The organism is Streptomyces vietnamensis (assembly GCF_000830005.1).
Lineage (GTDB): Bacteria > Actinomycetota > Actinomycetes > Streptomycetales > Streptomycetaceae > Streptomyces > Streptomyces vietnamensis.
On record NZ_CP010407.1, the window covers coordinates 5,979,688 to 5,999,263 of the forward strand.

21 protein-coding genes and 6 tRNA genes are annotated in these 19,576 nt (G+C 71.5%); 21 read left to right on the top strand and 6 right to left on the bottom strand.

What is annotated here, in order from left to right; genetic code table 11:
- Positions 1 to 33: 33 nt before the first annotated feature.
- From SVTN_RS26925 to SVTN_RS26955, 7 genes are all read left to right on the top strand, one after another.
- The gene (locus SVTN_RS26925) at positions 34 to 756 is read left to right on the top strand and encodes an HAD family hydrolase (RefSeq protein WP_041131424.1); all 723 of its coding nucleotides are present in this window, start codon (positions 34 to 36) and stop codon (positions 754 to 756) included.
- 95 nt (positions 757 to 851) lie between these two features.
- Positions 852 to 923 (top strand) — tRNA-Gln (locus SVTN_RS26930).
- A gap of 41 nt (positions 924 to 964) precedes the next feature.
- Positions 965 to 1,037 (top strand) — tRNA-Glu (locus tag SVTN_RS26935).
- Between the two features lie 61 nt (positions 1,038 to 1,098).
- Positions 1,099 to 1,171, top strand: a tRNA-Glu gene (locus SVTN_RS26940).
- Positions 1,172 to 1,232: 61 nt separating this feature from the next.
- A tRNA-Glu gene (locus SVTN_RS26945) sits at positions 1,233 to 1,305 on the top strand.
- A gap of 22 nt (positions 1,306 to 1,327) precedes the next feature.
- A tRNA-Gln gene (locus tag SVTN_RS26950) sits at positions 1,328 to 1,399 on the top strand.
- Between the two features lie 29 nt (positions 1,400 to 1,428).
- Positions 1,429 to 1,501, top strand: a tRNA-Glu gene (locus SVTN_RS26955).
- A 136-nt stretch (positions 1,502 to 1,637) separates the two neighbouring features.
- Here SVTN_RS26955 and ndgR read toward each other — a convergent pair.
- Complete coding sequence (gene ndgR / locus SVTN_RS26960; protein ID WP_005311436.1) at positions 1,638 to 2,354, bottom strand: IclR family transcriptional regulator NdgR; 717 nt, start codon at positions 2,352 to 2,354, stop codon at positions 1,638 to 1,640.
- 140 nt (positions 2,355 to 2,494) lie between these two features.
- Between ndgR and leuC the strand changes: the two genes are divergently transcribed.
- The 4 genes from leuC to SVTN_RS26980 all read left to right on the top strand — a co-directional run bounded on the left by leuC (position 2,495) and on the right by SVTN_RS26980 (position 5,690).
- Positions 2,495 to 3,919, top strand: coding sequence for a 3-isopropylmalate dehydratase large subunit (gene leuC / locus SVTN_RS26965; protein ID WP_041131425.1), 1,425 nt, complete (start codon positions 2,495 to 2,497; stop codon positions 3,917 to 3,919).
- A 6-nt stretch (positions 3,920 to 3,925) separates the two neighbouring features.
- A complete protein-coding gene (gene leuD / locus SVTN_RS26970; RefSeq protein WP_041131426.1) occupies positions 3,926 to 4,519 on the top strand; it encodes a 3-isopropylmalate dehydratase small subunit in 594 nt (197 codons plus the stop codon).
- 104 nt (positions 4,520 to 4,623) lie between these two features.
- Positions 4,624 to 4,851, top strand: a complete 228-nt coding sequence (locus SVTN_RS26975; protein WP_015036430.1) for an SCO5555 family protein — start codon at positions 4,624 to 4,626, stop codon at positions 4,849 to 4,851.
- A gap of 143 nt (positions 4,852 to 4,994) precedes the next feature.
- Entirely contained in the window at positions 4,995 to 5,690 is a 696-nt protein-coding gene (locus SVTN_RS26980; protein ID WP_041131427.1) for an HU family DNA-binding protein, read from the top strand.
- A gap of 182 nt (positions 5,691 to 5,872) precedes the next feature.
- Here SVTN_RS26980 and SVTN_RS26985 read toward each other — a convergent pair whose 3' ends face one another.
- Together SVTN_RS26985 and cofC are read right to left on the bottom strand one after the other, a co-directional pair.
- The gene (locus SVTN_RS26985; RefSeq protein ID WP_030206251.1) at positions 5,873 to 6,082 is read right to left on the bottom strand and encodes a hypothetical protein; all 210 of its coding nucleotides are present in this window, start codon (positions 6,080 to 6,082) and stop codon (positions 5,873 to 5,875) included.
- A 10-nt stretch (positions 6,083 to 6,092) separates the two neighbouring features.
- Positions 6,093 to 6,758 (bottom strand): 2-phospho-L-lactate guanylyltransferase, encoded by a 666-nt coding sequence (cofC, locus tag SVTN_RS26990; RefSeq protein ID WP_052499730.1) that lies wholly within the window; start codon positions 6,756 to 6,758, stop codon positions 6,093 to 6,095.
- A 127-nt stretch (positions 6,759 to 6,885) separates the two neighbouring features.
- On the opposite strand from cofC, the gene SVTN_RS26995 reads away from it, so the two are divergent.
- From SVTN_RS26995 to SVTN_RS27005, 3 genes are all read left to right on the top strand, one after another.
- The gene (locus SVTN_RS26995) at positions 6,886 to 7,638 is read left to right on the top strand and encodes a lysophospholipid acyltransferase family protein (RefSeq protein ID WP_041131428.1); all 753 of its coding nucleotides are present in this window, start codon (positions 6,886 to 6,888) and stop codon (positions 7,636 to 7,638) included.
- Complete coding sequence (locus SVTN_RS27000) at positions 7,635 to 8,636, top strand: NAD(P)H-dependent glycerol-3-phosphate dehydrogenase (RefSeq protein ID WP_041131429.1); 1,002 nt, start codon at positions 7,635 to 7,637, stop codon at positions 8,634 to 8,636. The genes SVTN_RS26995 and SVTN_RS27000 overlap by 4 nt, the downstream gene beginning before the upstream one ends.
- Positions 8,637 to 8,703: 67 nt before the next feature.
- Positions 8,704 to 9,843, top strand: coding sequence for a D-alanine--D-alanine ligase family protein (locus SVTN_RS27005; protein ID WP_041131430.1), 1,140 nt, complete (start codon positions 8,704 to 8,706; stop codon positions 9,841 to 9,843).
- 31 nt (positions 9,844 to 9,874) lie between these two features.
- Here SVTN_RS27005 and SVTN_RS27010 read toward each other — a convergent pair whose 3' ends face one another.
- Together SVTN_RS27010 and SVTN_RS27015 are read right to left on the bottom strand one after the other, a co-directional pair.
- Complete coding sequence (locus SVTN_RS27010) at positions 9,875 to 10,372, bottom strand: DUF3515 domain-containing protein (RefSeq protein ID WP_078908515.1); 498 nt, start codon at positions 10,370 to 10,372, stop codon at positions 9,875 to 9,877.
- A gap of 20 nt (positions 10,373 to 10,392) precedes the next feature.
- Positions 10,393 to 10,626 (bottom strand): Lrp/AsnC family transcriptional regulator, encoded by a 234-nt coding sequence (locus SVTN_RS27015; protein ID WP_041131431.1) that lies wholly within the window; start codon positions 10,624 to 10,626, stop codon positions 10,393 to 10,395.
- Positions 10,627 to 10,859: 233 nt separating this feature from the next.
- On the opposite strand from SVTN_RS27015, the gene SVTN_RS27020 reads away from it, so the two are divergent.
- Both SVTN_RS27020 and thiD read left to right on the top strand, forming a co-directional pair.
- Positions 10,860 to 11,822: a thiamine-phosphate kinase gene (locus SVTN_RS27020; protein WP_041131432.1), complete on the top strand. Its 963-nt coding sequence runs from the start codon at positions 10,860 to 10,862 to the stop codon at positions 11,820 to 11,822.
- Complete coding sequence (gene thiD / locus SVTN_RS27025; RefSeq protein WP_041131433.1) at positions 11,819 to 12,613, top strand: bifunctional hydroxymethylpyrimidine kinase/phosphomethylpyrimidine kinase; 795 nt, start codon at positions 11,819 to 11,821, stop codon at positions 12,611 to 12,613. Before SVTN_RS27020 ends, thiD begins: the two co-directional genes overlap by 4 nt.
- A gap of 92 nt (positions 12,614 to 12,705) precedes the next feature.
- Here the strand turns inward: thiD and rpmB are convergent, their stop codons facing one another.
- Entirely contained in the window at positions 12,706 to 12,891 is a 186-nt protein-coding gene (gene rpmB / locus SVTN_RS27030; RefSeq protein WP_003957616.1) for a 50S ribosomal protein L28, read from the bottom strand.
- 273 nt (positions 12,892 to 13,164) lie between these two features.
- Between rpmB and SVTN_RS27035 the strand changes: the two genes are divergently transcribed.
- From SVTN_RS27035 to SVTN_RS27055, 5 genes are all read left to right on the top strand, one after another.
- A complete protein-coding gene (locus SVTN_RS27035; protein WP_041131434.1) occupies positions 13,165 to 14,928 on the top strand; it encodes a DAK2 domain-containing protein in 1,764 nt (587 codons plus the stop codon).
- Between the two features lie 59 nt (positions 14,929 to 14,987).
- Positions 14,988 to 17,180 (top strand): ATP-dependent DNA helicase RecG, encoded by a 2,193-nt coding sequence (gene recG / locus SVTN_RS27040; RefSeq protein WP_041131435.1) that lies wholly within the window; start codon positions 14,988 to 14,990, stop codon positions 17,178 to 17,180.
- 71 nt (positions 17,181 to 17,251) lie between these two features.
- Positions 17,252 to 17,833 (top strand): 16S rRNA (guanine(966)-N(2))-methyltransferase RsmD, encoded by a 582-nt coding sequence (gene rsmD / locus SVTN_RS27045; protein ID WP_041131436.1) that lies wholly within the window; start codon positions 17,252 to 17,254, stop codon positions 17,831 to 17,833.
- A gap of 26 nt (positions 17,834 to 17,859) precedes the next feature.
- Positions 17,860 to 18,339 carry a pantetheine-phosphate adenylyltransferase gene (gene coaD / locus SVTN_RS27050; protein ID WP_179199946.1) on the top strand — a complete coding sequence of 160 codons (480 nt, stop codon included), beginning with the start codon at positions 17,860 to 17,862 and terminating at the stop codon, positions 18,337 to 18,339.
- A 134-nt stretch (positions 18,340 to 18,473) separates the two neighbouring features.
- The gene (locus SVTN_RS27055) at positions 18,474 to 19,541 is read left to right on the top strand and encodes a F0F1 ATP synthase subunit B (protein WP_041131438.1); all 1,068 of its coding nucleotides are present in this window, start codon (positions 18,474 to 18,476) and stop codon (positions 19,539 to 19,541) included.
- The last annotated feature ends 35 nt before the right edge of the window (positions 19,542 to 19,576 follow it).

Genomic DNA, 19,576 nt, shown 5'->3' on the forward strand with positions numbered 1-19,576 from the left:
TCCCGCGCCAGGGACGGGGGTACCGTCGTCTCCATGACCATCCGCGCGGTGCTCTGGGACATCGACGACACGATCTTCGACTACGCGAGCGCCGACAGGACCGGGATGCGGGCGCACCTCGCCGCCGAGGGGCTGCTCGACGCGTGGGGATCCGTCGAGGAGGCCCTGCGGCGCTGGAAGGAGCTCACGGAGCTGCACTGGCGCCGGTACGAGGCCGAGGGCGGGGACTTCCGGGAGCAGCGGCGCGGGCGCGTGCGGGACTTCCTCGGGCGGCCGGCGCTCACCGCCGCCGAGGCCGACGACTGGTTCGACCGGTACGTGGTCCATTACGAGGCCGCCTGGGAGCTGTTCCCCGACGCCGTGCCCGTCCTCGACCTGCTTGCCCGTGACTACCGTCACGGAGTGCTGTCCAACTCCAGCATCCACAACCAGGACCACAAGCTCCGCGCCCTCGGCGTACGGGACCGCTTCGAGGCCGTGGTGTGCGCCGCCGAGCTCGGGGTGGCCAAGCCGGCCCCGGCGGCCTTCCACGCCGCCTGCGCCGCCCTGGACCTGCGCCCTCACCAGGTGGCGTACGTCGGGGACCAGCCGGACATCGACGCCCGGGGCGCCGTGGAGGCGGGCCTCCGGGGGATCTGGCTGGACCGCGCGGGGACCGGCGGGAGGCCCGAGCTGACCCGGATCACCGACCTCCGGCAGCTGCCCGCGCTGCTGCGTGCGGATACGCGTTTTGGAGCACCGTCCACCTTCGGGTAATGTTCTTTCTGCGCCGAGGGGAACGGGCCGAAAGGCCGGAAAGCCCCGGAAGCGCAAGCCGAGCAAGATCCCTTCTCGAAGTGATCAAGTTCCGGTGGCCTATGGTGTAATTGGCAGCACGACTGATTCTGGTTCAGTTAGTCTTGGTTCGAGTCCAGGTAGGCCAGCTCGCAGAGCTCATCTGCACTTGTGGATTGGCATCCACGAAGCCCCCGTTGTGTAGCGGCCTAGCACGCCGCCCTCTCAAGGCGGTAGCGCCGGTTCGAATCCGGTCGGGGGTACAGATCCTTCCCGCGGGATCATCTGGGTAGCTCCCGATGATGCCGATGCAGGATCGCTAGGGCCCCCGTTGTGTAGCGGCCTAGCACGCCGCCCTCTCAAGGCGGTAGCGCCGGTTCGAATCCGGTCGGGGGTACAGATCCTTCCCGCGGGATCATCTGGGTAGCTCCCGATGATGCCGATGCAGGATCGCTAGGGCCCCCGTTGTGTAGCGGCCTAGCACGCCGCCCTCTCAAGGCGGTAGCGCCGGTTCGAATCCGGTCGGGGGTACGACGCTGGTCTAACCACGTATTGGTCTATGGTGTAATTGGCAGCACGACTGATTCTGGTTCAGTTAGTCTAGGTTCGAGTCCTGGTAGACCAGCTCGGATCCACGGTAACGTGTGATCCAAAGCCCCCGTTGTGTAGCGGCCTAGCACGCCGCCCTCTCAAGGCGGTAGCGCCGGTTCGAATCCGGTCGGGGGTACTCGACGAAGAAGCCCTTCCCTTCGGGGGAGGGCTTCTTCGCTGTTCGCGTCCACCGGGTGTCCGAGCACACAACTCCGGCCCACCGCTGCGGCGTTGGAGCGGTGGGCCGGTACGAACAGGAGGGACGGAGGAGCTCAGCCGTTGCGGCGGAGCGCCTCGGAGAGACGGGCGGCGGCGTCGATGACCGCCTGGGCGTGCATGCGGCCCGGGTGGCGCGTCAGGCGCTCGATCGGACCCGAGACCGACACGGCGGCCACCACGCGGTTCGAGGGGCCGCGTACGGGCGCGGAGACGGACGCGACGCCCGGCTCCCGCTCGCCGATCGACTGGGCCCAGCCGCGGCGCCGTACGCCCGACAGGGCCGTCGCCGTGAAGCGGGCGCCCTGGAGGCCGCGGTGGAGCCGCTCGGGCTCCTCCCAGGCCATCAGGATCTGCGCGGACGAGCCGGCCTTCATGGTCAGCGTCGAGCCGACCGGGACGGTGTCCCGCAGGCCCGAGAGCCGCTCGGCCGCCGCCACGCAGATGCGCATGTCGCCCTGGCGCCGGTAGAGCTGGGCGCTCTCGCCGGTGACGTCGCGCAGATGCGTCAGAACCGGGCCCGCGGTCGCGAGCAGGCGGTCCTCGCCGGCCGCGGCGGCGAGCTCCGCCAGGCGCGGCCCGAGGATGAACCGGCCCTGCATGTCGCGGGCCACCATCCGGTGGTGTTCCAGTGCCACGGCCAGTCGGTGGGCCGTGGGTCGTGCGAGTCCCGTCGCCGCGACCAGTCCTGCGAGGGTGGCCGGACCGGACTCCAGGGCGCTCAGGACAAGGGCTGCCTTGTCGAGAACGCCTACGCCGCTAGAGTTGTCCATGCAACGATATTCGCGTCTCACTCTGTGAAACGCAAGTTCAATTTTTCTCGGAACCTGTGACCCTGGTGTTGCGGCCGCACAACGGCCCGCGAAACGGGTCTCTAGTTGTGCCGGCGTAGACGTCGGCCGGAGGGAAAGCGATGGGTAGGACACTCGCGGAGAAGGTCTGGGACGACCACGTCGTCCGGCGCGCCGAGGGCGAGCCCGACCTCCTCTTCATCGATCTGCACCTGCTGCACGAGGTGACCAGCCCGCAGGCCTTCGACGGTCTCCGGCAGAACGGCCGGCAGGTGCGGCGCCTCGACCTCACCATCGCCACCGAGGACCACAACACCCCGACCCTCGACATCGACAAGCCGATCGCCGACCCGGTCTCCCGCGCCCAGCTGGAGACCCTCCGCAAGAACTGTGCCGAGTTCGGCGTCCGGCTGCATCCGCTGGGCGACGTCGAGCAGGGCGTCGTCCACGTCGTGGGCCCGCAGCTGGGTCTGACCCAGCCCGGCACCACCGTGGTCTGCGGCGACTCGCACACCTCCACGCACGGCGCCTTCGGCGCGCTGGCCTTCGGCATCGGCACCAGCCAGGTCGAGCACGTGCTCGCCACCCAGACGCTGCCGCTGGCCCGCCCGAAGACCATGGCGATCACGGTCGACGGCGAGCTGCCCGAGGACGTCACCGCCAAGGACCTGATCCTGGCGATCATCGCGAAGATCGGCACCGGCGGCGGCCAGGGCTACATCCTGGAGTACCGCGGCTCCGCCATCGAGAAGCTCTCGATGGAGGCCCGGATGACCATCTGCAACATGTCGATCGAGGCCGGCGCCCGCGCGGGCATGATCGCCCCCGACGAGACCACCTTCGCCTATCTGAAGGGCCGCGCCCACGCCCCCGAGGGCGAGGACTGGGACGCCGCCGTCGCGTACTGGAAGACCCTGAAGTCCGACGAGGACGCCGTCTTCGACGCCGAGGTCGTCATCGACGCCGCCACGCTGGCGCCGTTCGTCACCTGGGGCACCAACCCGGGCCAGGGCGCGCCGCTTTCGGCGAACGTCCCCGACCCCGCTTCGTACGAAGACGCTTCGGAGCGCCTGGCCGCCGAAAAGGCCCTGGAGTACATGGGGTTGACCGCCGGGCAGCCGCTGCGCGACATCAAGGTCGACACCGTCTTCGTAGGCTCCTGCACCAACGGCCGCATCGAGGACCTGCGCAACGCCGCCTCCCTCCTGGAGGGCCGCAAGGTCGCCGACGGCGTCCGCATGCTGGTCGTCCCCGGCTCGGTCCGGGTCGCCCTGCAGGCCGTCGAGGAGGGCCTGGACAAGGTCTTCAAGGAGGCCGGCGCCGAATGGCGGCACGCGGGCTGCTCCATGTGCCTGGGCATGAACCCCGACCAACTGGCCCCCGGTGAGCGCTCCGCGTCCACCTCCAACCGCAACTTCGAGGGCCGGCAGGGCAAGGGCGGCCGGACGCACCTGGTCTCCCCCCAGGTCGCCGCCGCCACCGCAGTCCTGGGCCACCTGGCCTCCCCGGCCGATCTGTCCGACGTCGCCACCACCGCGGGGGTCTGAGGAACCATGGAAGCTTTCACCACGCACACCGGCCGGGCCGTCCCGCTGCGCCGCAGCAACGTCGACACCGACCAGATCATCCCGGCGCACTGGCTGAAGAAGGTCACCCGCGACGGCTTCGAGGACGGCCTCTTCGAGGCCTGGCGCAAGGACTCCGAGTTCGTCCTCAACCGCCCCGAGCGGCAGGGCGCCACGGTCCTGGTCGCCGGCCCCGACTTCGGCACCGGCTCCTCCCGCGAGCACGCCGTCTGGGCGCTCCAGAACTACGGCTTCCAGGCGGTCATCTCCTCCCGCTTCGCCGACATCTTCCGCGGCAACTCGCTGAAGAACGGCCTGCTGACCGTCGTCCTCCCGCAGGAGACGGTGGACGCCCTCTGGGAGCTGACCGAGGCCGACCCGACCGCCGAGATCACCGTCGACCTGGAGGCCCGCAAGGTCCTGGCCGCCGGGATCGACGCCGACTTCGAGCTCGACGAGAACGCCCGCTGGCGTCTGCTGAACGGACTCGACGACATCAGCCTCACCCTTCAGAACGAAGCGGACATCGCCGCTTACGAGGCGGCTCGACCGGCCTTCAAGCCCCGTACAATTACGGTCTGAGCAGCGCTTTTCCACGACTGCGCCCCCCACCGCCCGGTGGGGGGCGCAGTCGCTTGTTGAGACCCTGTCGGGCGACAACTCGCCCTAGATGGCACAATCGGTGCATGGAACGCGACAGCCAACTCGAGCTCTACGAGGCAGTCGCAGCCCGATTGAAGGAAGCGCACACAAGGGTGCGCTCACTGCAAGTCCCGGAGGGCGTAAGGATGGCGCTGTCCCGGAAGCTGCTGGTCGTCACGGCAGCGGCGAAGCACGATCTCAAGGACGCGGCCACGCGTCTCGACCGGTTGATGAAGGACCTCGACGAGGGCCGATTCCCAGAGGACGACTGACACCAGGAACTCCGCAACGGGACTTCCACGTTGCGGCACTAGGGTGATTAGACCGTTTCGTGTTTGATTTGCGGTATATACATGCCTAACGTGCGAAAAAGCTTGAACACTTTCGTTCTGGCAATGTCTCCGAAGGGGAAGACGTGAACAAGGCGCAGCTCGTAGAAGCGATTGCCGACAAGATGGGCGGTCGTCAGCAGGCCGCCGAAGCCGTCGACCACGTGCTCGACGCCATCGTGCGTGCCGTGGTGGCCGGTGACCGGGTCTCGGTCACCGGTTTCGGCTCGTTCGAGAAGGTCGACCGGCCGGCCCGCTACGCCCGCAACCCGCAGACGGGTGAGCGGGTCCGGGTCAAGAAGACCTCCGTCCCGCGCTTCCGTGCAGGTCAGGGCTTCAAGGACCTGGTCAGCGGCTCGAAGAAGCTCCCCAAGGGCGGCGAGGTCTCCGTCAAGAAGGCCCCCAAGGGCAGCCTCACCGGTGGCGCCTCCGCGACCGTGAAGAAGGCCGCCGCGAAGAAGGCCACCACCGCCAAGAAGGCCGCCGCGAAGAAGGCGGCCCCGGTGAAGAAGGCCACGACGGCCGCGGCGAAGAAGACCACCGCCGCCGCCAAGAAGGCCACCACGGCGGCCGCGAAGAAGGCGGCCCCGGCGAAGAAGGCCACGACGGCCGCGGCGAAGAAGACCACCGCCGCCGCCAAGAAGGCCACCCCGGCCGCCGCCGCGAAGAAGACGGTCGCCAAGAAGACCGCTCCGGCCAAGAAGGCCACGGCGAAGAAGGCGCCCGCCAAGAAGACGACGGCGCGCAAGACCACCGCCAAGAAGACCGCCGCCAAGAAGTAGGACGCGCGGTACCGACCCGCCGGGCCGGGCTTCCCCTCGGGGAGCCCGGCCCGCGGCGCGTCTCGGGACGTCCCGGGTCTCAGGACGTCCCGGGTCTCAGGACCTCTCGCCTCTCAGGACCTCTCGCCTCTCAGGACCTCTCGCGTCTCAGGACGTCTTGCAGCTCGGAACGGTCTTGCGGCTCAGAACGTCTGCAGCGTCACCAGGGTGATCCGGAGCCCCGCGCCCGACGTGCCCGGCTCGGCCTCGATCCGCACCCGCTGCCCCGGACGCAGCAGCCGGAGCCCGCCCGCGTCGAAGGCCTCCGCCCCGAACTCCACGGGGGTGCCGTCGTCGAGCAGCACACTGCCGCTGCGGGTCTCGGGGTCGTACGTGAACGCGGTCGCCTGCATGGACCGCAGCCTATCCGGCCGCCGTCAGCCACCGGGCGGCCGTCCGCGGACCGAGCCCGAGCGCCAGGGCCGCCGCCAGGTCCTCGCCGGTGTCCACGTCCCGGCGTACGGAATCCACCCTGGCGAGCAGGATTTCCACCGCCCCCGAAGACAAATGCCGCAGCCTCGACGCGCCCCCGAATGCCGGTTCCAATTCCACCCCCGGACCCGCCGAGAGGAATGTCGTACCTATTTCGGCGGCATCCGCGAGAAAAGCCCTCGGAAAATTACCGGCCGCGTCCAGGACCCGGGTCAGCTCCGCCGGCCGCAGCGCCGGGAGGTCCGCGTTGAGCGCCGCCACGCGCGCGTGCGGCCGCCCCGCCCGTACGGCACGGGCCCCGTGCGCGAGCGCCGCGTTGAGCCCCGCCGCCGGGGAGTCCGGCACGATCCGCGCACCCAGGGCCGCGAGCGCCGCGCCGGCCACGGGATCGTCCGTGACGACCGCCACATCCCGCACGCGCGCACAGTTAAGCACCGCACCCACGGTGTCCTCGGCGAACGCAAGGGCGAGCCGGGGGCGCAGCCGCGCCCCCGTCGCCGCGGCGAGCCTGCTCTTGGCCAGGGCAAGGGGCTTCAGGGGGACGACCAGGGACCAGCCGTCGTCGGCGCCGGGGCGCATCGGGGGCAGCGTCTTCATCGGGGCCATTCTGTCCCGCCCACGCGGTCCACCGGAGGGGCCGGGGCGTACGGTGTCACTCGACAGACCAGGAGCATGGGGCGACACTTGACCCCCTGCCAGCCAGTCCCCGGAGAAAGGTGTCCGAGTGCCCCGCCGCAGAATCGGCTTCTGGTACCGCCTCGCGGCGGTCATCGCCAAACCCCCCCTGGTGGTTCTGTTCAAGCGGGACTGGCGCGGCATGGAGCACATTCCGGCCGACGGCGGTTTCATCACCGCGGTCAACCACAACTCCTACCTGGACCCGCTGTCCTACGCGCACTACCAGTACAACACCGGCCGCGTCCCGCGCTTCCTCGCCAAGGCCGGCCTCTTCAAGGGCGGCTTCGTCGCCACCATGCTCAGGAACACCGGGCAGATCCCCGTCTACCGCGAGACGACCAACGCGCTCGACGCCTTCCGCGCCGCCGTCGACGCCATCGAGCGCGGCGAGTGCGTCGCCTTCTACCCCGAGGGCACCCTCACCCGCGACCCCGAGATGTGGCCCATGGCCGGCAAGACCGGCGCCGCCCGCGTCGCGCTGATGACCAAGGTCCCCGTCATCCCGGTGGCCCAGTGGGGCGCCAACCTCGCGATGCCGCCGTACGCCAAGGAGAACAAGCTCCGGCTGTTCCCCCGCAAGACGCTGATCGTGCAGGCGGGACCGCCCGTCGACCTCTCCCGCTTCGACGGCCTGGAGCCCACGCCCGAGGTGCTCCGCGAGGCCACCGAGGTCATCATGGCCGCCATCACCGCCCTCCTGGAGGAGGTCCGCGGCGAGAAGGCGCCCGACGAGCCGTACGACCACCGCAAGGCCCGCCTGGAGCAGCGGCGCAGGGCCGCCGAGGAGGGCACCAAGTGACCAGGGCAGCCGTCTTCGGCAACGGATCCTGGGGCACCGCCTTCGCGATGGTGCTCGCCGACGCGGGCTGCGAGGTGAGCCTCTGGGGCCGCCGCGCCGAGCTCGCCAAGGAGATCAACGCCACCCGGACCAACCCCGACTACCTGCCGGGCGTCGAACTCCCGCGGGGGATCACGGCCACCGCGGACCCCGCCGAGGCCGCCGCGGACGCCGACTTCACCGTCCTCGTCGTCCCCTCCCAGACCCTGCGCGGCAACCTCGCCGCCTGGAAGCCGGTGCTCGCCCCGGACACCGTGCTCGTCTCCCTCATGAAGGGCGTCGAACTCGGCACCGCCAAGCGGATGAGCGAGGTCGTCACCGAGGTCGCCGACGTGCCCGCCGACCGCGTGGCCGTCCTCACCGGCCCCAACCTGGCCAAGGAGATCGCCGCCCGGCAGCCCGCCGCCGCGGTCGTCGCCTGCTCCGACGAGACGGTCGCCCAGCGCCTCCAGACCGCCTGCATGACCCCGTACTTCCGCCCGTACACCAACACCGACGTGGTGGGCTGCGAGCTCGGCGGCGCCGTGAAGAACGTCATCGGCCTCGCCGTCGGCATCGCCAACGGCATGGGCCTCGGCGACAACTCCAAGGCCACGCTCATCACCCGCGGCCTCGCCGAGACCACCCGGCTCGGCCTCGCCATGGGCGCCGACCCGCTCACCTTCTCCGGCCTCGCGGGCCTCGGCGACCTGGTCGCCACCTGCTCCTCGCCGCTCTCCCGGAACAACACCTTCGGCACCAACCTCGGCCGCGGGATGACCCTCCAGGAGACCATCGCGGCCACCAAGCAGACCGCGGAGGGCGTCAAGTCCTGCGAGTCCGTGCTCGATCTGGCCCGCCGCCACGGCGTCGACATGCCCATCACCGAGACCGTCGTCTCGATCGTCCACGACGGCAAGCCGCCGGTCGTCGCGCTCAAGGAGCTGATGTCGCGCTCGGCCAAGCCCGAGCGCCGCTGAGCCATCCGCGCGCGGCGGCAGCGGGGCGCTCAGCAGTTCGGGAGTCGCAAGGTACGCTCATCGCGATATGAGCGAGAACACCCAGAGCCCCCGCAAGCCGCGCGTGGCCGTCGTCTTCGGCGGTCGCAGCTCCGAGCACGCCATCTCCGTCGTCACGGCGGGCGCCGTCCTGAGCGCCATCGACCGGGACAAGTACGACGTGCTGCCCATCGGCATCACGACGGACGGGCGCTGGGCGCTCACCGCCGACGCCCCCGAGCGGATGGCCATCACCGACCGGAAGCTGCCCAACGTCGCCGAACTGGCCGAGTCCGAGCAGGGCGGCGTCGTCCTCCCCGTCGACCCGTCCAGCCGCGAGGTCGTCCTCACCGAGCCGGGGCAGGTCCCCACGGCCCTCGGCGAGGTCGACGTGGTCTTCCCGATGCTCCACGGCCCCTACGGCGAGGACGGCACCCTCCAGGGCCTCCTGGAGCTCTCCGGCGTCCCCTACGTCGGCGCGGGCGTCCTCGCCTCCGCCGTCGGCCAGGACAAGGAGTACATGAAGCGGGTCTTCACCTCCTTCGGCCTGCCGGTCGGCCCGTACGAGGTCATCCGGCCGCGCGAGTGGGAGCAGAACCCCGCCGCCGCCCGCAAGAAGATCGTCGAGTTCGCCGCCGACCACGGCTGGCCGCTCTTCGTGAAGCCGGCCCGCGGCGGCTCCTCCATGGGCATCACCAAGGTCGACGACCTCTCCGGCCTGGACGAGGCCATCGAGGAGGCCCGCCGCCACGACCCCAAGATCCTCGTCGAGTCGCTGCTGCGCGGCCGCGAGATCGAGTGCGGCGTCCTGGAGTTCGAGGACGGCCCGCGCGCCAGCGTCCCGGCCGAGATCCCGCCGGTCACGAACCACGACTTCTACGACTTCGAGGCCAAGTACATCGACTCGGCCTCCGGCATCGTGCCCGCCCCCATCGGGGACGAGGCCACCGCCGAGGTCCAGCGCCTCGCCGTGCTCGCCTACGAGGCCGTGTCCTGCGAGGGCCTGGTCCGCGCCGACTTCTTCCTCACCGAGGACGGCGACTTCGTCATCAACGAGATCAACACCATGCCGGGCTTCACGCCCATCTCCATGTACCCGCGCATGTGGCAGGAGAGCGGCGTGAGCTACCCCGAGCTCGTCGACCGGCTCATCCAGGCCGCGCTGACCCGCTCCACGGGCCTGCGCTAGACGAACCGGGCCCGGGGGCGCCGGGGTGCGGTCACTCGCACTCCGGCTCCAGGGCGCACGGGACGGTCCGCTCCACGGGGCCCGCGAGGTCCGTGAGCGGGCCGGCGTCGTGCGCGTACCGCGCGTCCAGGGACACCTCGACGTACGTCTTCCGGTAGACCGAGGTGAAACGGGGCCCGTCGCCCTCGCGCCGCTCCAGCATCCAGCGCACGCCGTTCGCGGAGACGCCCTGGGACTTCGGGTCGCTCATCTTTTCGGGCCGGGGGACCCCGCAGCGCAGTACGATCGCACCGTCACCCCACCCGGCGGTCAACTCGGAGCCGGGCTCCGGGTCACTCCGCTCCAGACCCGCCACGGTGTCGGGAAGCTCCTTCGCCAGGGCCTGGCAGAGGGCGGCCTCCTCCGCCGGCGGGCTCGGGACCACGACGGACGCCGTGGCGTCCGGCGAGGAGCAGCCGACGGCGGCCGACAGCAGGACGACGGCCGCGACGGCGGCGGGCAGGCCGAAGGGCCGGTGGGAAGACGTCACCGGCCAAGCGTAGACGGGGGCTACAGATGAACGACCGGGCAGGTGAGGGTGCGTGTGATGCCGTCCACTTGCTGGACCTTGGCGACCACCATGCGGCCCAGCTCGTCGACGGTCTCCGCCTGCGCGCGCACGATCACGTCGTACGGACCGGTCACGTCTTCGGCCTGGATGACCCCCGGGATCTTGGAGATGGTGTCGGCGACGGTCGACGCCTTGCCCACCTCGGTCTGGATGAGGATGTACGCCTGAACCACGGAACCTCCAGGGCGACCACGAGGATCTTGTGGGAGAAAGGGACGCCACGGTACCGCGTCGCCGCGGGCCACGGGGAGACCCGCGCGTCCGGAGGCGCTCGGGGTGTGGCGTACGCAGGACAGAAGTTGACGGTCTACTTGACGGTACCCAGCACGGTGACGGCCCGCGACCCGCGGCGCGCACAGACGCGCCCCCGCCCGCTCGCCGGCACGAAGACACGAGGTGAGACGCGGTGAAGGGCACAGTCGGAGAGCTGGGCGAGTTCGGGCTCATCAGAGAGCTCACGTCCCGGCTCACCTCCACCCCGGCGGTACGGATCGGGCCCGGCGACGACGCCGCGGTCGTCTCCGCCCCCGACCGGCGCGTGGTGGCCAGCACGGACATCCTCCTCGAAGGACGTCACTTCCGGCGCGACTGGTCGACGGCGTACGACGTCGGCCGCAAGGCCGCCGCACAGAACCTGGCCGACATCGCCGCCATGGGCGCGGTCCCCACCGCGCTCCTCCTCGGCCTCGTCGTCCCCGCCGAACTCCCTGTGACATGGCCCACGGAATTGATGGACGGCCTGCGCGATGAATGTCAGGTCGCGGGCGCCGCGGTGGTCGGCGGCGACGTCGTCCGCGGCGACACGATCATGGTCTCCATCACCGCCCTCGGCGACCTCCGCAACCACGACCCGGTCACCCGGGGCGGCGCCAAGCCCGGCGACGTCGTCGCCTACACCGGCTGGCTCGGCTGGTCCGCCGCCGGATACGCGGTCCTCTCCCGCGGCTTCCGCTCCCCGCGCGCCTTCGTCGAGGCCCACCGCAGGCCCGAGCCGCCGTACCACGCGGGCCCGGCGGCCGCAGGGCTCGGCGCCACCGCCATGTGCGACGTCAGCGACGGCCTCATCGCCGACCTCGGGCACATCGCCGAGGCCAGCAAGGTCCGCATCGACCTGCGCTCCGGCCTCATCGACATCCCCACCCAGATGAACGACATCGGCCAGGCCGTCGGCGTCGACCCCATGCAGTGGGTGCTCACCGGGGGAGAGGACCACGCCATCGTGGCCACCTTCCCGCCGGACGTGAAGCTCCCCGCCCGCTGGAAGGTCATCGGCGAGGTCCTCAACCCCTCGGCGCTGCCGCAGGTCACGGTGGACGGCGCGCCCTGGCACAGCGTGGGCGGCTGGGACCACTTCGGAGAGACCGAGTGAATCCGCCCCTCGTGCTGACCGTCGCCGGATCCGACTCCGGCGGCGGCGCCGGCATCCAGGCCGACCTGAAGACGATGCTCGCGCTCGGCGTCCACGGCATGAGCGTGCTCACCGCCGTCACCGCCCAGAACTCGCGGGGCGTCCAGGGCGTCTGGGAGCTGCCCGTGGAGGCCGTACGCGCCCAGTACCGGGCCGTCGTCGACGACATCGGCGTCCAGGCGGTCAAGACGGGCATGCTGGCGTCCGCCGCGCTCGTGGAGACGGTGGCGGAGCTGCTCGCCCCCGTGGAGGCCCCGGTGGTCGTCGACCCGGTCGGCGTCTCCAAGCACGGCGACCCGCTCCTCGCGGAGGCCGCGCTGGACTCCGTACGGACGAAGCTGCTGCCGGTCGCGACCGTCGCCACCCCGAACCTGGACGAGGTGACCCAGCTGACCGGCGTGCGCGTCGGGGACGAGGGCGACATGCGGGCGGCCGCCGGGGCGGTCCTGTCGTACGGGCCGCGCTGGGTCCTGATCAAGGGCGGACACCTGCCCACCGGTCGGGAGGCCGTGGACCTGCTCACGGACGGCACCGAGGAGCACTGGCTGCGCGCCCCCCGCCACGACAACCGGCACACCCACGGCACGGGCTGCACGCTCGCCTCGGCGATCGCCTCCGGGCTCGCCAAGGGCCTGGAGGTGCCGGAGGCCGTACGGCAGGCCAAGGAGTACGTGACGGGGGCCATCGCCGCCGGATTCGCCCTGGGCTCGGGCATCGGCCCGGTCGACCACGGGTGGCGGTTCCGGGACTGAACGGCGTCAGGGCATGGCAAAAGGCCGGTTCACCGAGGTGAACCGGCCTTTCAAGGCAACCGCAGGGGCTGCGCTACGACAGAACGTCGCGATTAGCGCGAGACCTTGCCGGCCTTGATGCACGAGGTGCAGACGTTGAGCCGCTTCGGCGTCCGACCGACCACGGCACGCACGCGCTGGATGTTCGGGTTCCAGCGACGGGACGTACGGCGGTGCGAGTGCGAAATGTTGTTGCCGAAGCCCGGCCCCTTGCCGCAGACGTCGCAGTTGGCAGCCACGGGTCACTCCAAAGACTTCAGAATTACAGTGAAATCCGGCGCACCGGAATCAGGAGTCTGAAGTGGCTTGCCGGGGAACGGCCCGGTTTGAACCGGGCAACCGAAGCAGCATACAACGCCTGCTTCCGTGGAACGAAACTACCATGGTCTCCGCGGACCTCGCCCCGGGCCCTGGTCACAGGGGGTCCCCCCTGCTCGAGCGAAGCCGAGCTTGGGGGAGGGTCACCCCCGGTCTACCCTGCGGTGAGCTCACCGCCGAAGGAGGACCCCCCGTTGTCGCGAGCCCTTCAGCCCGACGAGGAGCTCGTCGAGCTCGACGCCGCAGCGGTCCGGACCTGGTGCGCACGGGCCCTCGACGCCCTCGGGCGTGAGCGCGAGGAGATCGACGCGATCAACGTCTACCCGGTCGCGGACGGGGACACCGGCACCAACCTGTACCTGACGGCCGAGGCCGCCCACCAGGCCGTCGAAGCCGTCTTCGCCGCCTCCGCGCCCGACACCGCCGAGACCGTACGGGCCATGGCGCACGGCGCCCTGCTCGGCGCCCGGGGCAACTCCGGCACCATCCTCGCCCAGCTCCTGCGCGGCATGGCCGCCGTCCTCGTCGAAGGACGTGACGGTGATCACCTCGCCCGCGCCCTCGCCGAGGCCGCCGCCGCCGCGCGGCAGGCCGTCGCCCACCCCGTGGAGGGCACCGTCCTCACCGTGGCCTCCGCCGCCGCGGGCGGCTGCGCGGGCGGCGGCACCCTCGGGGACGTGGCCGTACGGGCCCACGACGGGGCCAGGACCGCCCTGGAGGCGACCCCCGGCCAACTGGACGTGCTCGGCCGGGCCGGGGTCGTGGACGCCGGCGGACGCGGCCTGGTCACCGTCCTCGGAGCGCTGGTGGAGACGGTGACGGGCCGGGCGCCGGCGGCGGGCGGATGGGCGCAGGACCGCACCGGGGCCACGAGCGCCGGGGCACAGGGCCGCACCGGGACCGCGGGCGTCGGAGCGCAGGGCCGCACCGGGACCGCGGGCGCCGGGGCGCAGGACCGCTTCGCGACCGCGCCGGGCGGGGTACGGGTCCTCGGGGACCCCCGGGCCGTGCCCGCCCCCTCCGACGGGCCCTGCGACGGCGAGGCCGGGCCCGCCTACGAGGTGATCTACCTCCTGGAGGCCGAGGACGCGGCCGTGGACCTGCTGCGGGCCCGGCTCGACGCCCTCGGCGACTCCCTCGTCGTCGTCGGCGGCGACGGGCTGTGGAACGTCCACGTCCACGTCGACGACGCGGGCGCCGCCGTCGAGGCCGGCGTCGAGGCCGGCCGGCCCCACCGCATCCGCATCACCCACTTCGCGGCCGACGCGGCGGCCTCCACCGCGCGCGGGGAACGCGCCCAGCGCGCGGTCGTCGCCGTCGTCCCCGGCGAGGGCCTCGCCGGACTCTGCGCCGAGGCCGGCGCGACCACCGTCCGCAGCAGGCCCGGCGAACCGCCCGCCGGCGACGAACTCCTCGACGCGATCCGGCGGGCGCACGCGCGCGAGGTCGTCCTCCTGCCCAACGACACCGACCTGCGCCAGACCGCGGCCGCCGTCGCCGAACGTGCCAGGACCGAGGGCATCCGCGTCGCCCTCATCCCGACCCGGGCCGCCGTCCAGGGCATCGCCGCCCTCGCCGTCCACGAACCCGACCGCCGCTTCGACGAGGACGTCGTCGCCATGACGGCCGCCGCCGGAGCCACCCGCTACGCCGAACTCGCCGTCGCCGAACGCCAGTCCTTCACCTCGGCCGGCGTCTGCCAGGCCGGCGACGTCCTCGGCCTCATCGAGGGCGACGTCGCCGTCATCGGCAAGGACCTGACCGAGACCGCCCGCACCGTCCTGGACCGCATGCTCTCGGCGGGCGGCGAACTCGTCACCCTCGTCGTCGCCGACGACACCCCGCCCGACCTCGCCCCCGACCTCGAACGCCACGTCCGGCGCGGCTACCTGGCCGTCGACACCACCACGTACCACGCGGGCGCGGGGGCACCGCCGCTGCTCATCGGGGTGGAATAGGCGCCGTTCCCGGCGGTTGTCCACAGCCTTCGGCACGACTGTCGGTCCCGTGGTCTTCAATGGAAGGCGTGCCCGCGCTCGACGAACCACTCAAGAAGTCCCTCGGCCCCGCCACCGCCAAGGCCATGGCCGAGGCACTCGACCTGCACACGGTCGGGGACCTGCTCCACCACTACCCCCGCCGGTACGCCGAGCGCGGGGAGCTGACCACCCTCGCCGACCTGCCGCTCGACGAGCACGTCACGGTGGTCGCCCAGGTCGCCGACGCCCGGGTGCTCACCTTCAACGGCTCCAAGGGACGCGGCCAGCGCCTCGAAGTGACCATCACCGACGGCAGCGGCCGCCTCCAGCTGGTCTTCTTCGGCAAGGGCGTGCACAAGCCGCACCACGACCTGCTGCCGGGCACCCGCGCGATGTTCGCCGGCAAGGTCTCGCTCTTCAACCGGCGCCTCCAGCTCGCCCACCCCTCGTACGAACTCCTCCGCGGCGACAGCGACGAGGCCGTCGACACCTGGGCGGGCGCCCTCATCCCGATCTATCCGGCCACCACCAAGCTGGAGTCCTGGAAGATCGCCAAGGCGGTCGGCGTCGTCCTGTCCAGCGCCGGTGACGCCGTCGACCCGCTGCCGCCGACCCTGCGCGAGGGCCGCGGCCTCATCGACCTCCCCGACGCCCTGAACCGCATCCACCGCCCCCGTACCAAGGCGGACATCGCCGACGCCCGCGAGCGGCTCAAGTGGGACGAGGCCTTCGTCCTCCAGGTCGCGCTCGCCCGCCGCCGGCACGCCGACACCCAACTGCCCGCCGTCGCCCGGAGACCGGCCCCCGACGGCATCCTCGACGCCTTCGACGCCAAGCTGCCCTTCACCCTCACCGAGGGCCAGCAGAAGGTCTCGAAGGAGATCTTCGACGACCTCGCCACCGAACACCCCATGCACCGCCTCCTCCAGGGAGAGGTCGGCTCGGGCAAGACGATGGTGGCGCTGCGCGCCATGCTCGCCGTCGTCGACTCCGGCGGGCAGGCCGCGATGCTCGCCCCCACCGAGGTCCTCGCCCAGCAGCACCACCGCTCCGTCACCGAGATGATGGGCGAGCTCGCCGAGGGAGGCATGCTCGGCGGCGCCGAGCGCGCCACCAAGGTCGTCCTGCTCACCGGCTCCATGGGCGCCGCCGCCCGCCGCCAGGCCCTGCTCGACCTCGTCACCGGCGAGGCGGGCATCGTCATCGGCACGCACGCGCTGATCGAGGACAAGGTCCAGTTCCACGACCTCGGCCTGGTCGTCGTCGACGAGCAGCACCGCTTCGGCGTCGAGCAGCGCGACGCCCTGCGCGGCAAGGGCAAGCAGCCCCCGCACCTCCTCGTCATGACCGCCACGCCCATCCCGCGCACGGTCGCCATGACCGTCTTCGGCGACCTGGAGACCTCCGTCCTCGACCAGCTGCCCGCCGGCCGCTCGCCGATCGCCAGCCACGTCGTCCCCGCCGCCGACAAGCCGCACTTCCTCGCGCGCGCGTGGGAACGGGTCCGCGAGGAGGTGGCGAACGGGCACCAGGCGTACGTCGTCTGCCCCCGCATCGGCGACGAGGAGGACCAGAAGAAGAAGTCCAAGGCGTCCCCCGAGGACGAGGCCGAGAAGCGCCCGCCGCTCGCCGTCCTCGACGTCGCCGAGAAGCTCGGCGCCGGCCCCCTCGCGGGCCTGCGCATCGCCGTCCTGCACGGCCGCATGCACCCCGACGACAAGGACGACGTCATGCGCCGCTTCGCGGCCGGCGAGCTCGACGTCCTCGTCGCCACCACCGTCATCGAGGTCGGCGTCAACGTGCCCAACGCCACCGTCATGGTGATCATGGACGCCGACCGCTTCGGCGTCTCCCAGCTCCACCAGCTGCGCGGCCGCGTCGGCCGCGGCTCCGCCCCCGGCCTCTGCCTCCTCGTCAGCGAGATGCCCGAGGCCAGCCCCGCCCGGCAGCGGCTCAACGCCGTCGCCACCACCCTCGACGGCTTCGAGCTCTCCCGCATCGACCTCGAACAGCGCCGCGAGGGCGACGTCCTCGGCCAGGCCCAGTCCGGCGTCCGCTCCTCCCTGCGGGTGCTCACCGTCATCGACGACGAGGAGGTCATCGCCGCCGCCCGCGAGGAGGCCACCGCCCTCGTCCTCGCCGACCCCGACCTCGACGCCCACCCGGGCCTGCGCATCGCGCTCGACGCACTCCTCAGCGAGGAGCGGGAGACGTACCTCGACAAGGGCTGAGAAGGGCTGAGCGCCGCGCCGCGGCCATATCCTGGGACGTACGCATTGGACGACGCAGGACGAGGACACCGATGACCCGCGTGATCGCCGGTACCGCCGGCGGACGGCGCCTGGCCGTGCCCCCCGGCAACGGCACCCGCCCCACCTCCGACCGGGCACGGGAGGGCCTCTTCTCCACCTGGGAGTCGTTCCACGGCCTGGAAGGGGCCCGGGTCGCCGACCTGTACGCGGGCTCCGGCGCCGTCGGCCTGGAGGCGCTCTCCCGGGGCGCCGTCCACGCCCTCCTCGTCGAGGCCGACCCCCGCGCCGCGAAGACGATCCGGGACAACGTCCGCTCGATCGGCCTGCCCGGCGCCGAACTCCGCACCGGCAGGGCCGAGCAGATCGTGACGGGACCGGCGCCGGCCGATCCGTACGACCTCGTCTTCCTCGACCCGCCGTACGCGGTCACGGACGCCGATCTTCGCGAGATTCTCCTCACACTGTGCTCGGGGGGCTGGCTGAGCGAGGATGCCCTCGTCACGGTGGAGCGCAGCACCCGAGGCGGGGAATTCGGCTGGCCCGAGGGCTTCGAACCCCTGCGGTCCCGTCGCTACGGCGAGGGAACGTTTTGGTACGGTCGCGCCGCCTCTACGTGCGAAGACGCACGATGACCGGACCGGAGAGCGAGGGACCCAAGTTGCGCCGCGCCGTCTGTCCGGGGTCATTCGACCCCATCACCAACGGACATCTCGACATCATCGCCCGCGCCTCCAAGCTGTACGACGTCGTACACGTCGCGGTGATGATCAACCAGTCGAAGAAGGGCCTCTTCACGGTCGACGAGCGGATCGAGCTGATCCGCGAGGTCACCGCCGACTTCGGCAACGTCGAGGTGGAGTCCTTCCACGGACTGCTCGTCGACTTCTGCAAGCAGCGCGACATCCCCGCGATCGTCAAGGGCCTGCGCGCGGTCAGCGACTTCGACTACGAGCTGCAGATGGCCCAGATGAACATCGGCCTCTCGGGCGTGGAGACCCTGTTCGTCCCCACCAACCCGACGTACAGCTTCCTCTCCTCCTCGCTGGTCAAGGAGGTCGCGGCCTGGGGCGGCGACGTCTCGCACCTGGTCCCGCCGACGGTCCTTCCCCGGCTGACCGAGCGGCTCGCGCGGAAGTAGGCACGGAAGCACGTACGGAAGTGACACGCGGCCACCGCCGCTGACGCTCCGTCACCTGGTGTCGGACGGGCGCCGACTGCCCTTACAGTCGTCCCGTCCGTCTCCATCCAGCTGTAGAGAGTGGCGAGCACCAGGTGGACGTGCAGAAGAAGCTCGACGAGATCGTCGCGACCGTGCAGGGCGCCCGCTCCATGCCCATGTCGGCATCCTGCGTGGTCAACCGCGCCGAGCTGCTCTCCCTCCTCGAAGAGGTGCGGGAGGCCCTGCCCGGCTCCCTCGCCCAGGCCCAGGAACTGATCGGCGGCCGCGAGCAGATGGTCGAGCAGGCCCGCCAGGAGGCCGAGCGGATCATCGAGGCCGCCCACGCCGAGCGCGGCTCGATCGTCTCCGACACCCAGGTCGCCCGTCAGTCGCAGGAGGAGGCCGACCGGATCCTCTCCGAGGCCCGCCGCGAGGCCGAGGAGGTCAAGGCCGAGGCCGACGACTACGTCGACTCCAAGCTCGCCAACTTCGAGGTCGTCCTCAACAAGACCATCGGCTCCGTCGACCGCGGGCGCGAGAAGCTCCTCGGCCGCGGCCCGGGCCTCGACCAGGACGGCTACGCCGACGCGGACGCCCCCGAGTACAGCGCCGACCCGCAGACCCTGATCCAGCGCGCCGACGAGTACGTGGACGCCAAGCTGGGCGCCTTCGAGGCCGTCCTCAGCAAGACCCTGGAGGCCGTCGGCCGGGGCCGGCAGAAGCTGCACGGCCGGATCGCCACCGACGCCCTCGGCGAGCACATGGCCGCGCAGGACGGCCTCGGCGGCACGGTGCACACCAGCGACGCGGACTACCTGGCCGGGCTCGCGGAGCTGGCCACCCCCGAACCCGTGCCGGCGGCCCCGCAGATCCCCGCGCAGCAGCCCGACCCGTACTCCGGTGCGAGCGCCGGCTCCACTGGAGCGGCTTACGCCGCGCCCTACGATGCGCAGCCCCAGCAGGACCCCGCCTACGGGTACCAGCAGCAGGACCCCTACGGTTACCAGCAGCAGGACCCCTACGCGTACCAGGGTCAGTACGGCTACGAACAGCAGCAGTACGACCCCCAGGCCCAGGTCCACGCCCAGCCGCAGCAGGCCGCCGCACTCGACGAGACCAGCTTCTTCGACACGAGCATGATCGACCTGGAGCAGCTGCGCCGGTACGAACAGGGGCAGTAAGGGGCACGGGGCCCGGATTGGGCCCTGAGCGAAGC